Source organism: Pseudomonas juntendi (assembly GCF_009932375.1).
GTDB lineage: Bacteria > Pseudomonadota > Gammaproteobacteria > Pseudomonadales > Pseudomonadaceae > Aquipseudomonas > Aquipseudomonas juntendi.
Map to the genome: position 1 here is coordinate 1 of NZ_BLJG01000139.1, position 13,625 is coordinate 13,625.

Sequence of the window (13,625 nt, forward strand, 5' to 3'; positions counted from 1 at the left end):
GGGTTTTGTCTTTAAGTAGGAACTACAGAGATTCGCAGGCACGTTCCAGTGACGGGCCAGCACACAGAATTTCTTGACGACCATAGAGCATTGGAACCACCTGATCCCATCCCGAACTCAGCAGTGAAACGATGCATCGCCGATGGTAGTGTGGGGTTTCCCCATGTGAGAGTAGGTCATCGTCAAGATTCAAACCCAAAGCCCCTGTCTGCAATGCAGACAGGGGCTTTGTCTTTTCAGGTACAGGGGCTGCGGTGAAAGTGCCAAACAGCCCTGGCCATCTGCCTAGAACTGATAACTCACTGTTGCACTCACATTGCGCTCTTCACCCATGTAGCAGTAGTTCAGGCTGGCACATGAAGTGATGTAGCTTTCATTGGTGAGGTTATTGGCGTTCAGGCGCACATCTACACCGGTCAGGCCGACCTTGCCCAGGTCATAGCCCACGGAAGCATCGAACAGCGTGTAGGAGGGCACCTTCATGCTGTTTTCCGCATCCACCCAGCTGTACCCCACATAACGAACGCCGCCGCCCAGCCGCAGGCCATCCAGGGCCCCTTGGTGGAAGTTGTAGTCAGCCCATAGCGAGAGCATCTGCTTTGGCGCCTGAGTCGGCGAGTTGCCCTTGTTGTCCAGGTTGCCCGACACCAGGCTCGGCATCGACTTGGAATACTCGATATCGGTAAAGGTGTAGCCACCCAGCAGCTTCAGGCTGTCGCTGAGCTGCACATGTGCCTCCAACTCCAAGCCCTGCGAGCGCACTTGACCTACAGCGCGATAGAAGTCTTCGTTCGGTTGTTTCGACGCCAGGTTCTCTTGCTCGATGCGGAATACCGACGCGGTGAACAAATTGTCGCTGCCGCTGGGTTGATACTTGATGCCCGCCTCCCACTGCGTACCCTCGGTAGGTGCCAGAGGCCGGCCATCCTGATCGGAGACGGTATTCGGGTTGAATGACTCCGAGTAACTGACATAGGGCGCAATACCATTTTCGAACAGGTAAAGCACGCCGGCACGCGTTGTGAACTTCGAGCGCTGGTCATTCACCTTGGTACCACTGTCACGGTTCTGTTCGGACACCTTCACCCAGTCCTGACGCAGCCCCAGGGAAAAGCGCCACTGATCAAGCTCCACCAGATCCTGTAGGTATACCCCCGTTTGCTGCAAACGGCGCTGATAGCGGTTTTCTCCCAGCAGCTGCAGGTTGCCATTACCGTACTGCGGGTTGCCGGCGTCCAACGGGTTTACGGTACCGTAACGCCATTCAACGTCAGCTTTGCGTCGCTGGTAGTCCGTGCCCATTAGCAGGGTGTGCTTGGCGGCGCCGGTGAAGAATTCTGCCTGCAGCATGTTATCGATGATGTACGAATGCAGCCGCTCGTCGCCGCCGGTGTAAGCGCGGTTCAGGATATTGCTTTCAGCATCTGCCCAACCGGCGGAATACACTTGGTCCATCGACACGTCGGAATCCTGGTAACGGAAGTTCTGCCGAGCCGTGAAGATGTCATTGAAGCGGTGCTCGAACTGATAGCTGAACGACTGTTGCGTACGTTCGTAGCTGTCGATACCCGTTTCGCCTTCAAAGAAGTGATCGGACAGGCGCAAGCCATTACGCGGGTGCAGCATGCCGTCTGCCGGGTTACCGCCGTGGTAGCCGCCGTTGGGGTCGTGTTGCAGATAGGCCTGCAAGGTCAGCGAAGTATCTTCGCTGAAGTCCACGCTGATCGCGGGAGCAATGGCGTAGCGTTCTTCCTTGTTGTGGTCGAACTGCGTATCAGAGGCATCCGCCAGGCCCGTCAGGCGATAGGCGATACGCTGGTCTTCATCCACTGGGCCGCTGAAATCGAAGCCCATGCCGCGCTGGCCCTGGGTGCCGACCGTAGCTTGTACCTGATGGTAGGCGGAAAACAGTGGTTTCTTGGTGGTCAACGCGACGAGCCCACCTGGTGAGCTGCGGCCGTACAGAACCGAGGACGGCCCCTTGAGGATGTCGATGCGCTCCAGGAAATACGGGTCCACCTGCATGGTGCTGTAGGTGCCGTTGTCGCCCATGGATTTGAGCCCGTCGACGTAGATGTTGTCTACCGAGCCGTCATTGAAGCCGCGCATCGCCACATAGTCATAGCGGTGCGTGGCACCGTAGGGGTTGGTTAGCACCCCGGGTGTATAGCGCATGGCCTGGGCGACGGTCTGTGACCCTTGGTCGTCGATCTGCTGGCGGGTCACCACAGACACCGATTGCGATGTTTCCACAAGCGGCATGCTGGTCTTGGTCGCCACTTGGCTGTGGGTCGCGTTATAGCCCTCGGTGCTACCCAGCGCATTACCCAGGCTGAAACCCCGGACGTCGGTGTCTGGTAACGACAACGCTGCGTCCAGCGGCTGCGCCTGCAATACGTAGCTGTGCCCCCCTTGGCTGACAGCGCGCAAACCACTGCCATTGAGGAGTTGGCGCAGAGCCTGTTCGGTGGCGTATTGCCCATTGAGGCCGCTGGACTGCAAACCGTTGGTGAGCTGCGGCGTGCTCGACAGTGTGATGCCGGCTTGGCGGGCGAACTGGCTGAGCACATCGTCCAGCTGGCCTGCAGGTATGGAATAGTGCTGGCTGACCTGGGCTGTTTCCGCCGCCATGGCGGCCAGTGGAATAGTACTCAGGCCCAGGGCCGTGCCAAGTACAGCTGCCCGCACTGCATTGCGTAACAATGCTGAGTGCAAGACAGGTCGAAAACCATTCGCGTTGAGTGTGCATATGTGCACGGTGTCGTTAGACATGTTCAAGTCCGTAGGGCTGTTGAGGGCGGAAGGTGTTGCTTACTGTCCTAGCCGGACTGCCATTCAAAACCCGCCAAAATACCTGGCACCGCCCAACGGCCACACCTGCATGGACCGCCTGATCAAGCCAGGCTTTCCACGCGTACCCACCAGCGTGTGCGTTGGCGCAGCCTCACTGGCAGCGTCTGCGGGAGTAGCTGCAGCAAAAGCTCCGGGTCTTCAAGGCGGAAGACCCCCGAGAGGCGCAAGCCGGCAACCGCTTCGCTGCAACCCAGGTAACCACGGCGATAGCGGCTGACCTGCGCGAGGAAGTCCGCCAGGCGCATGTCCCGGGTAACGATCAGTCCCTCGCTCCAGGCCATTGCGTCCATGTTCACGTGCTGCAGACGCTGCGCACCCTGTGCGTCCACGCGCCAGTTCTGGCCGCTTTCGATCCACTGCAGCGGGCCGGTACCAGGCTGGTGGATCGCTACCCTGCCAGTGCCGACGCTGACGTGCGTACAGTCGCTGTCCTGGCGTACCACGAAGTGCCCGGCAAACCCTTCAAGCAAGGCATCGCGGCTTTGTACCAGCAGAGGGCGCTGCGCCGTGGTTGCCTGGCCGCAGGTAATCATGATTTCCCCCCGCTTCAGGCGAACCAGTCGCTGCTGTTCGTCGAAGGCCAGGTCCACGGCGCTGTCTGTATTGAGTTGCATCAGGGTGCCATCTGGCAGCGTGAAGCTGCGGCGTTCACCCATGCTCGTGGCGTAGTCGGCGGCCCAGTAGCTGAGCCCATCCAGGTCTCGGCCCAGCCATGCCGCTGCGCCGACCATGGCCGTGCCACCCAGCAGTTTCAGCGCCTGGCGACGGTGCAGCCGACGCTGGCTGGTTTCAAGGGTCTGCAAGGCCAAACCGGCACCGGGAATGCCGCGCAGGTCGAGATCCTGGTGCATCTGGATCACCCGTTGCCAGGCTTGCTCATGCTCTTGGCGGGCCGCGCGCCACTGCACGCATTGCTGTTGCAGGGCGGCATCATGCCCGTTCTCGCGCAGCCTCAACATCCAGTGAATGGCCTGCTTGACCGCTTGTGTTCCGGGTTGTGCAGCGGCCATGGCGTCAGCATTCATCCTGATAGCGCAGCACGTAGCAGTGGTAGAGCGCATCGGCGATGTAGCGCTCCACGGTACGCACGGAGATACCCATCTGGTCAGCGATGGCCTGGTGCTTCAGCCCCTCGCACTGGGCTAGCAGGAAAGCCCGGCGCACTTTGGGTTTCAGGCCATCGAGCATGCGCGCGATGCGCTCCAGCAACTCCAGCAACAGTTCGCGGGTTTCAGCCGCAGGCGCCAATGCTTCTGGCAGATGGGACAAGGCCTCGAGGTACGCCTTGTGTAGCTCCTCGCGACGCCAATGATCGATCACCAGCCCGCGTGCAACTTTGCGCAGAAACGCACGTGGCGTGTTCAAGTGCAGTTGCTCACGGCGCTGTAACAGGCGAACGAAGGTGTCCTGGGCCAGGTCGGCAGCATCAGCGGCGTTGCCCAGCTGGCTGCGCAGCCAGGCATGCAGCCAGCCGTGGTGGTCACTGTAAAGCGTTTGCACGGAGTCGTCGCTGGGCATGGGCGAGATATCAACAATGGACATTAATGATAATTAGTCTCATTGTTGGCGGCGGCGCTGGAATTTGCAACCTGTGCGTTTTCCAGCGGCCCATTGGCGGACGCACACTAGTGTCGCGGTTGGCCATCCAGGTATTTGCGGATCACCCTTGCGCCGCTGTTCAGGTGTCGCTCCAGCACGGTAATGGCTTCTTCGACGTGCTTGTCACCGGCGGCGTTAACCAATGCGTTGTGATCATCCTGGGTGAGCTTGCCCAGCCCCATGGAGGAGAGGTGGAAGCGCAAAAAGCGTTCCTCCTCGTTGAGCTCGTCTTCGATCAGGCGTAGCAACTTCTTGTTTTTTGCCTTGCTGTACAAGGCCATGTGCAACAGACGGTTTAGCCGGCCGATTTCAGCGTGGCGGGTTTCATTCTCCAACTGCTGGATGTAGCCGCGTGCCTGGGCGATGTCGCTGGGCTCCAGCAACGGGATGGACTGGCGTAGCGCCTCGCTCTCAAGCAGTATGCGCAGCGCGTAGGTGTCTACCGCGTCCTCGCCGATCAAGGGCGCAACCACGGCGCCCTTGTGCATTTCCACTTTCAGCAGTGATTGCGCTTCCAGCTGGCGCAAGGCTTCGCGTACAGGCATGCGGCTCACCCCGAACAAGCTGGCCAGCTCTTGCTGGCGCACGGCGGTGCCAGGGGGCAAGCGACCGTCGAGAATGGCACTGCGCAGGCGTTCTTCGATCACGCCACGAGCCTGGTGCGGCAACAGTTGCTCGCTGGCCAACACATTGCTCAGTTTGAGTTTCTCGGCCACGTAAAGCCTGCCTTAACGATGACTAAAGTTGGATCCAATTACACTAGTAACTGCCTGTCAGGGTGTCAAACTCGGTCGATAGCGCCAGTAGCACCCCACAAGGCGCGGCTATGGTGGAGGAAGTCGCCTGCCAAAGGAAGCAGCCTATAAAAGGATATAGTCATAAAGAGGGTGCAAGCTGACCAGCGGGTGGATGATTGCAGGGTGCCATTGTCTTTTGCCTTGGCAAGCCCCACCATCGCTGCTTTCGACTGGCCTGAACAGGGCTTCGCAGTGGCGATATCCTGCATGCTCAAACGCCTTGTGCGACCTGCCTTCCTTGCCGTGCTGCTGGGCGGTCTGCTGCTGGGCGGCTTGCACGCGGATTGGGACTTTTCCCAGATCAGCCGCAAGTCCCAGGCTTTGTATGGCCCGCTGGGCGCGGGGCAGGGTCGTATCGACGCCTGGCAGCGCCTGATGGCAACGCAGGCCCAAGGCAGCGAGCTGGAACGGTTGCAGGTGGTGAACCGCTTTTTCAACCAGCAACTGCGTTATGTCGAGGACATCGACCTGTGGCAGGAGGTCGATTACTGGGCCACACCGGTGCAGGCACTCATCAAAGGGGCCGGTGACTGCGAGGACTACGCCATAGCCAAGTATTTCAGCTTGCGGCGCATGGGTATTGCCAGCGAAAAGCTGCGTATCACCTACGTCAAGGCGTTGCGGCAGAACCGAGCGCACATGGTCCTGACCTATTATTCAAGCCCACAGGCCCAGCCATTGGTCCTCGATAGCCTGATGGACGCCATCAAACCTGCCAGCCAACGAACCGACCTGTTGCCGGTCTATGCCTTCAATGGCGAGGGGTTGTGGCTGACGGGGGCCGCAGGCAACAAAAAGGTCGGTGATACCAAGCGGCTTTCCCGCTGGCAGGATTTGCTGAAGAAAATGCAGGCCGAAGGCTTCCCGGCCGAACCGGTCTATTGAAGGAGCACAGATGTCACTGTTCAAACAATTGCTGTTGGCCATTTGCCTGTTCCTGGTGGTCGCCTTCAGTGGCAGTTTCATGGTCAGCCTGGAAAGCTCACGCAGCCAGTATGTCAACCAGCTGCGCTCGCATGCCCAGGATGCGGCGACCGCGCTGGCGCTGTCGCTGACGCCGAACATCGACGACCCGGCGATGGTCGAGCTGATGGTCAGCTCAATCTTCGACAGTGGTTACTACGCAAGCATCAAAGTTGTCGACTTGGGCTCAAATGCGGTGCTGGTTGAGCGTCACGCCGAGCCCGACCCGGGCGGTGTGCCACAGTGGTTCGTGCGCTTGATCGGCCTTGAAGCCGCAGGTGGCGATGCCATCGTCAGCCGCGGCTGGCAGCAGGCCGCGCGCGTCGAGGTGGTCAGCCACCCGATGTTCGCCATTGCCAAACTTTGGCAGAGCGCTCTGGGCAGCTTGGGTTGGCTGCTGTTGTGTGGTGCCGCCAGCGCCGTGCTCGGCGCCTTGTTATTGCGCCGCCAGCTGCGCCCGCTGGACTATATGGTCGAGCAGTCCCATGCCATTGCCCGCCGCGAATTCCTGAGCCTGCCAGAGCTGCCGCGTACCCCGGAGCTGCGCCGGGTCGTGCAGGCCATGAACCAGATGGTTGAAAAGCTCAAGGCGCTGTTTACCGAACAGGCCGAGCGCAGTGAGCGGCTGCGGGCAGAGTCTTACCAGGACAGCCTCACCGGGCTGTCCAACCGCCGTTATTTCGAGATGCAGCTGAACACCCGGGTCAGTAATCTGGAAGAGGCCCGCGCCGGCTACTTGCTGCTCTTGCGGGTACAAGGCCTGGCCGGTTTGAACGCCCGCCTGGGCGGTCAGCGCACCGACCAGTTGCTGCAGGCGGTGGGGGAGCAGTTGCGCCGTACCTGTGCCAGTTTCCCGGAAACCAAAGACCTGATTTCCCGCAGCCGCGGCGGCGAGTTCGCCGTATTGGCGCCGAGCATGGTGCATGAAGAGGCGGTACAGCTTGCCCAGGCGCTGGAAGCGACCCTGCTCAGCCTGCATGAAACCGGCGCCAGTGATGTTCACCCGGTGGCTTGCATCGGCCTGGCACCCTATAGCCCTGGTGACGCGCCACAGGCGCTGCTCAAGCTCGCCGACGAAGCCCTGGCTCGCGCCGAGAACCAGCCTACCCCTGGCTGGGTGTGCCTTGAACAAGGCGTTGCCGCCGTAGCAGCGGACAGCCAGCACGCGTGGCACGAGCGCCTGGACCAGGCTTTCAACAATGGCCGCTTCGAGTTGTTCTTCCAACCGGTGGTGGATACCGCCACAGCGCAACGGGTACTGCACCACAAGGTGATTTCGCGCTTGCAGGACGGGCAGGGCGAGGCCTTGCCCGCAGGGCGCTTCCTGCCTTGGCTGGAACGCTTTGGCTGGATGCCGCGCCTGGACGTACTGGTACTGGAGAAAGTACTGGCCCACCTGCGCGGGCACGATCAGGTGGTGGCGCTCAACCTCTCCGCAGCCACCCTTGGCGACGCCAAGGCGCTGCAGCGGGTCTTCGAGCTGCTAGGCCAGAACGCAGCATTGGGCCCGCGCCTGGTGTTTGAAATCGGCGAAGAGCAACTGCCTGACCAGGCCGCCCTGGAACAGCTCACCCGACGGCTGCACGGGCTAGGCTTCGGCCTGGCGCTGCAGCGTTTCGGCGGGCGCTTCAGCATGATTGGCAACTTGGCCCATCTGGGCTTGGCCTACCTCAAGATCGACGGCAGCTACATCCGTAACATCGACCACGAGCAGCACAAGCGGCTGTTCATCGAAGCGATCCAGCGGGCCGCGCACAGCATTGACTTGCCATTGATCGCCGAACGGGTCGAGACCGAAGGGGAGCGCAAGGTACTGCAGGAGATGGGCGTAGGCGGAATACAGGGGCAGCTGGTTGGCGAGCCCGCGCCCTGGCGCTGATCGCATCAGGGAGGGAGCAGCCTGGTGTTGTGAAAGGGCCGCAGTGCGGCCCCTGTCGCGACGCAAGACCGCTCCTGCTGTTAGCCCTCACAGCCCTTGATCAGCGCTCGCGCAGTGCTTCCGAACGTGCCTTCATGATCGGCTTGAGCAGGTAGCTCATGATGGTCTTCTTGCCGGTCATGATATCCACCGTTGCCACCATGCCCGGGATGATCAGCAGGGGCTTCTCATCGGTGCCCAGGTGGCTGCGATCGGTGCGCAGCTTGATCAGGTAGTACGTGGTCTTCTTGTCTTCATCGGTGATGGTGTCGGCACCGATCTGCTCCAGCTTGGCCTTGAGCCCGCCATAGATGGTGTAGTCATAGGCTGTGAACTTGACTGTGGCTTCCTGCCCAGGGTGCAGGAATGCGATGTCCTTGGGCAGGATCTTCGCCTCGATCACCAGCGTGTCGTCCAGCGGTACCACTTCGATGATGTCGCTACCTGGCTGGATAACCCCGCCAATGGTGTTCACCAGCATCTGCTTGACGATACCTCGCACGGGCGAGGTCACCAGCGTGCGGTTTACCCGGTCGTCCAGCGCTTTGCTGGTTGCGGTGGCCTTGTTCAGCTCGGTGCGCGCCTCGTTCAACTGGGTCAGCGCTTCACTGCGGAACTTGCCGCGGGTCTCTTCGATCTTGCTCTGCACCTCGCGGATGGCCGCCTCTGCGCGAGGAATGGCCAGTGCCGTGGAGTCCAGCTGACCACGGTTTTCCACTTCGGCACGGCGCAGGCGCAGCACCTCGACCTGGGAAATCGCGCCGGTGGCCACCAGCGGTTCAGACATGCTGATTTCCTTGCGCAGCAACTCCAGGCTGTTGGCGTACTGGGCGCGCTTGGAGCTGTATTCGCGCAGTTCCTGCTGGCGCTGGACCAACTGCTGCTGCAAGCCGCCAATCTCGTCTTGCAGCTGCTGGCGTCGGCTCTGGTACAGCGACTCTTCGCTGGCAGCCTGGCTGGGTGCCGCCTTGCGCAAGGCTTCGTCGATTTTCAGTGGGCTGTCCTGCACCTCTGCACTCAGGCGCTCGACACGCAGGGCCATGGCCAGTCGGTCGGCCTCGGTTTCACCCACGTTGGAGGCGAAGCGGGTTTCATCCAGGCGCAATAGCGGCTGGCCCACTTCGACAATCTGCCCTTCCTTGGCGAAGATCTCGGCGACGATGCCACCCTCCAGGTTCTGGATTTTCTGCACCTTGGACGACGGAATGGCCTTGCCTTCACCCCGGGTGACCTCGTCAATGGGGGCCACGCTGGCCCACACGATCAGGAACACGAAAAACAGGATGACGCCCCAGATAGTCAGCCGCACCACCCGTGGGGCATCCTCGATCAGGGCCTTGTTGACCTCTGGCAGCGGTTGGCCGCCCAGTGACTCGGAGCCTTTGAAATAGCGCCGCAAGCTATCCTTGAACTGCCCGATATCCAGCTTATGCAACACTGATCTGCCCCTTCTTCAGCGCGTCCATGACCGCGGCTTTCGGGCCGTCGGCGACAATCTGCCCGCGATCGATCACGATCAAGCGGTCTACCAGCGACAGCAGCGAGGCACGGTGGGTGACGAGCAGTACTGTCTTGCCTTCCACCACCGCCTGCAAACGTTGCTTGAGGCGCTCCTCACCGGTGTTGTCCATGGCACTGGTGGGTTCGTCCAGCAGCAGGATCTGCGGGTTGAGCAGCAGCGCACGGCCCAGGGCAACGTTCTGCCGCTGACCGCCGGACAGGTTCTGCCCACGTTCGCCTACCTGCAGCTCATAGCCGTCCGGGTGCAGCCGGGCGAATTCATGTACGCCAGCCAATTCAGCGGCCTGCAGGATCAGTTCGTCCTCGATGTAACGCGCACCGCTGACCAGGTTGTCACGCAGGGTGCCCGCCAGCAGTTGGATATCCTGCGGGACGTAGCCAACGTTATGGCGCAATTCGCTGACGTCGATCTGGCGGATGTCCACACCGTCCACCAGCAGCGACCCGCCGTCGGCCTCGTACAGACCGACGATGAGCTTGGCCAGTGAGCTCTTGCCCGAACCACTGCGGCCGATGATGCCGACCTTCTCACCAGGGCGTATGGTCAGGTTGATGTTCTTCAGCGCCATGTTCTGCTGGTTTGGGTAGGTGAAGTCGACCCCACGAAACTCCACGCTGCCCTGCAGTACCTTGCGGCTCAGCGGGCGCTCTTCGAAATTGCGCTCCTGCGGCAGCTCCATCATGTGGTCCGTGGAGACCATGGTCACCTTGGCTTGCTGGTATCGCGCGAGCAGGCCGTTGAGCTGGCCCAGCGGGCCCAGGGCACGGCCGCTGAGCATGTAGCACGCTACCAGGCCACCCATGCTGAGGTTGCCGTCGATGATCAGGTACACGCCGACGCAGATCATTGCCACGCCTGCCAACTGCTGTATCAGCAGGGTGATGTTCATCGCCAGGCTCGACAGCACCTTCACACGCAGCTCCAGACGGCTGAGGGTGCCAAGGGTCTGCTCCCACATGTATTGGCGTTCGCTTTCGGCATTGTTGACCTTGACCGCATCCAGGCCGGCCAATGTCTCGATCAGGCTGGACTGGCGCTCAGAGGCTAGCGCCATGGTTCGCTCCATGGTTGCCATCAACGGCCGCTGCAGGGCATAGCCGATACCCAGGGCCAGGGGGAAGGCGATGATCGGAATCCATACGAGGTGCCCGCCAATGATGGCGATCACGATCAGGATCAGGATCGTGAAGGGCAGGTCGATCAGGCTGGTCAGGGTCAGCGAGGCAAGGAAGTCGCGTAGGCCCTGGAACTCGTGAATGTTCTGGGCAAAGCTGCCTACCCTCGCCGGCCGGTATTTCATCGACATGCCGACAATACGTTCAAACAGCGTTGCCGAGATGATCAGGTCGGTTTTCTTGCCGGCCAGGTCCAGGCACAGGCCGCGCAGGCCTTTGAGAATCAAATCGAAGATATAGGCGCCGGCGATACCGATGGCCAATACCCAGAGCGTCGAAGTGGCTTGGTTGGGTACCACCCTGTCATACACGTTCATCACGAACAGCGGGGCGGCAAGGGCAATCAGGTTGATCACCAGGCTGGCGGCGATGGCATCGATGTACAGCCACTTGCTGCGCAACAGCGTGTCGCGGAACCACGACTTCGCCCGCGGGATCAGGTTGCCGTGGTTGACGTCGAACTTGTGCTGCGGCTGTGCGAAGAACACACGGCCGCTGTAGTCGCCCAGCAGGGCTTCGCGGCTGACGTGCACCTCGCCGCCGTCGCTTTCGCTAAGCAACAGGCGGGCGGTATCTTCGTTCTCCCAGCCCAGCAGAACGGCGCTGCGGCCCTCCTTGAGCAGCAGCATGGCCGGCATGGCTATAGTCGGGATCTGCTCAAGTTTGCGCTGCAGCAGGCGCCCTTGCAGGCCCGCGCGGGCGGCCGCGCGGGGCAGCAGCTCGGGGCTCAGGCGCTGGGCGGGCAGCGGCAGGCCTGTGGTCAGCATGACCCGGCTGGCGGGTTTCTGGTGCAGGACACACAGGCTCAGCAGACTATCCAGCAATGGATCGTCATGCTGACTGCGTGGATCGTGGCTGAGTTGGACTCGACTGACTTCGGATTCCACGCGGCGCTCTCTTCATCCTTGTGGTGGGTGGGATAGGTGGGCTGCCGTTCAAGCTCGGCCGGCTCACCTTGGCATTCTAGGGTGCTGCCAGGCAGTACTGATGGCGGTGTGATACCGCAGGGCTCGGGCAGATGGCCATGGTCGCCTTGAATCGTTACTGAGTAAACAGTTCTGCGTGCTTCATTTCGACCAGAGGGTGCCGTGCAGTGAATGTTTCATATTCTGACTTGGCCCGTCGTGGTTTTGACGCCTGAATTCAGCATAGCTTGCCCTTTTTTCATGGCATGTGGTCTTGGAAAACCAGTGTAGACATGGTCAGTAAACAGGCGCTGTTTTATTGGCGTTTTCTCGTCGGTTGTTAGTCAAAATTCATCTATAAAAAGCAGCCTGCCAAAGCATCCGCGATCAATAATCGCAGCTGGGTTTCAATCCCTCCTGGCGCAGCACTTCGCGCCGATCGTTATCTCTTTGATTTGCACCAAGGCACGGCCCCTGACGGGGTGGCGCCAGCAGGTTGCGTGGTGGTCTGGCGACTCGGTTTTGCGAGGTTCGCGGCGTAGTTCGGCAAGGTTTATGCTTGCAAAGCGATAGCGTTGTCGAGTGATTGCAGGCGATCAGAATAATGGCGCCAGGTTGCTGCCTATCCAGTGGAAACCGGCCGTTGTGGCGCGGAAATAGTTAACCGTACTGCGCGCGAAACACCTGTTCGCTGACATACGACATTTGTCCTGCGGATAGGCTTGGCTAAGGTACAAATATCAATGTGACATTACATTGCCGATTGTTTAGGATGGCCTGTATAAGGTCAATAGTTTGGCAGTTAAGTAATTCCAAACAGTTATAGACGGAATATTGACGTCAAAAAACGTCAAAGATCATCGACATAGTTCCGCCTGAAGTGGCCTGCAAGTGCCGCTCTGGCACGGAAGTACCCACCGGGTCACACGGAGAGTCCAATGAGCAGCGTTGTAGCCATCGTCAAAAGTATTGTCGGCCAGGTTATCGCGGTATCCCCAGAGGGCATCCGGCGTGTACTCATTGAAGGTGACCGTCTGTTGGCCGGTGAGGAAGTGCTCACTGGCCCTGGTGGCGCAGTTACTCTGGAACTGGCTGATGGCCGCCTGCTCGACCTTGGCCGTGACAGCCAGTGGAGCGCCGATACACCCGACAGCAGCACCGACCTTGCCCAGGCCACTGCCCAGGCAGCGCCTTCGGTGGAAGAGCTGCAGCAGGCGATTGCTGCGGGTGTCGACCCGACTACCGAGCTTGAAGCTACCGCTGCTGGTCCGTCGGCAGCGGGTGGTGGTGGCGCGGCGGGCGGCGGCCATAGCTTCGTAATGCTGGAAGAGACTGCGGGCCGGGTTGATCCGACCGTCGGTTTCCCCACCGAGGGTTTAAGCTCTGTAGCCGCGCTCAACAGCGTGCAGGTCGGTCAGCTGGGCACCAACAACAATCTGGTGACCCCACCGACCACCGACGCCACCGTTGCTACTGACCTTGTCCTCGGCGCCACCCCTTCCATCAGTGAAGCGGGTGGCGTCATCGTCTATACCGCCACCGTGGGTCAGGCGCCAACTACCAACCTGGTGATTACCCTGTCCAATGGTGCCGTGATCACCATTCCGGCGGGGCAGACAAGCGGCAGTGTCAATGTCCAGGTACCGGCAAACGATACGCCTTACATTGATGGCGGGCAGATCTCGACGACCGTTACAGGGAGTACTGGCGGTGGCGGCCTGACCGTCACATTGCCGCAAACGCCGGCGGTCACCCAGGTGACTGATACGGTCGACACCACCACCGCGACCCTCACTGCATCGCCGAGCGTGACCGAAGGCGGCGTGATCACCTATACCGTGACCCTGAGCAACCCTGCTCAGACCCCGGTAACCGTGACCCTGTCCAACGGCC

Annotated in this window: 9 protein-coding genes and 1 rRNA gene; 4 read left to right on the forward strand and 6 right to left on the reverse strand. The window is 60.7% G+C overall.

Annotated features, from left to right (window positions below):
* The first annotated feature begins 72 nt into the window (after positions 1-72).
* Positions 73-188 (forward strand): 5S ribosomal RNA (gene rrf, locus GYA94_RS18235).
* Positions 189-285: 97 nt separating this feature from the next.
* Here rrf and GYA94_RS18240 read toward each other — a convergent pair.
* The 4 genes from GYA94_RS18240 to GYA94_RS18255 all read right to left on the reverse strand — a co-directional run bounded on the left by GYA94_RS18240 (position 286) and on the right by GYA94_RS18255 (position 5,168).
* Positions 286-2,772 carry a TonB-dependent siderophore receptor gene (locus tag GYA94_RS18240; RefSeq protein ID WP_161892827.1) on the reverse strand — a complete coding sequence of 829 codons (2,487 nt, stop codon included), beginning with the start codon at positions 2,770-2,772 and terminating at the stop codon, positions 286-288.
* Positions 2,773-2,894: 122 nt separating this feature from the next.
* Entirely contained in the window at positions 2,895-3,863 is a 969-nt protein-coding gene (locus GYA94_RS18245; protein WP_110680027.1) for a FecR domain-containing protein, read from the reverse strand.
* Between the two features lie 4 nt (positions 3,864-3,867).
* Positions 3,868-4,371, reverse strand: a complete 504-nt coding sequence (locus tag GYA94_RS18250; RefSeq protein ID WP_054914126.1) for a sigma-70 family RNA polymerase sigma factor — start codon at positions 4,369-4,371, stop codon at positions 3,868-3,870.
* Between the two features lie 107 nt (positions 4,372-4,478).
* Complete coding sequence (locus GYA94_RS18255; protein WP_110680025.1) at positions 4,479-5,168, reverse strand: GntR family transcriptional regulator; 690 nt, start codon at positions 5,166-5,168, stop codon at positions 4,479-4,481.
* Positions 5,169-5,372: 204 nt separating this feature from the next.
* Between GYA94_RS18255 and lapG the strand changes: the two genes are divergently transcribed.
* Both lapG and lapD read left to right on the forward strand, forming a co-directional pair.
* Positions 5,373-6,134 (forward strand): cysteine protease LapG, encoded by a 762-nt coding sequence (lapG, locus tag GYA94_RS18260; protein WP_174824189.1) that lies wholly within the window; start codon positions 5,373-5,375, stop codon positions 6,132-6,134.
* 10 nt (positions 6,135-6,144) lie between these two features.
* A complete protein-coding gene (lapD, locus tag GYA94_RS18265; protein ID WP_009685657.1) occupies positions 6,145-8,091 on the forward strand; it encodes a cyclic di-GMP receptor LapD in 1,947 nt (648 codons plus the stop codon).
* Positions 8,092-8,191: 100 nt separating this feature from the next.
* On the opposite strand, the gene GYA94_RS18270 is transcribed toward lapD, so the two are convergent.
* Both GYA94_RS18270 and GYA94_RS18275 read right to left on the reverse strand, forming a co-directional pair.
* On the reverse strand, positions 8,192-9,568 hold the full coding sequence (locus GYA94_RS18270; RefSeq protein WP_054914040.1) for an HlyD family type I secretion periplasmic adaptor subunit: 1,377 nt from the start codon (positions 9,566-9,568) through the stop codon (positions 8,192-8,194).
* Entirely contained in the window at positions 9,558-11,714 is a 2,157-nt protein-coding gene (locus GYA94_RS18275) for a type I secretion system permease/ATPase (protein ID WP_029886243.1), read from the reverse strand. The genes GYA94_RS18270 and GYA94_RS18275 overlap by 11 nt, the downstream gene beginning before the upstream one ends.
* A 956-nt stretch (positions 11,715-12,670) precedes the next feature.
* On the opposite strand from GYA94_RS18275, the gene GYA94_RS18280 reads away from it, so the two are divergent.
* A partial coding sequence (locus GYA94_RS18280) for a retention module-containing protein (RefSeq protein ID WP_161892828.1) occupies positions 12,671-13,625 on the forward strand: 955 nt, incomplete at its 3' end.

Excerpts from the sequence above, each read along its gene's own strand:
- GYA94_RS18245 (WP_110680027.1), bottom strand. The coding sequence starts at position 3,863 with ATGGCCGCTGCACAACCCGGAACACAAGCGGTCAAGCAGGCCATTCAC.
- lapD (WP_009685657.1), top strand. The coding sequence starts at position 6,145 with ATGTCACTGTTCAAACAATTGCTGTTGGCCATTTGCCTGTTCCTGGTG.
- GYA94_RS18250 (WP_054914126.1), bottom strand. The coding sequence starts at position 4,371 with ATGCCCAGCGACGACTCCGTGCAAACGCTTTACAGTGACCACCACGGC.
- GYA94_RS18240 (WP_161892827.1), bottom strand. The coding sequence starts at position 2,772 with ATGTCTAACGACACCGTGCACATATGCACACTCAACGCGAATGGTTTT.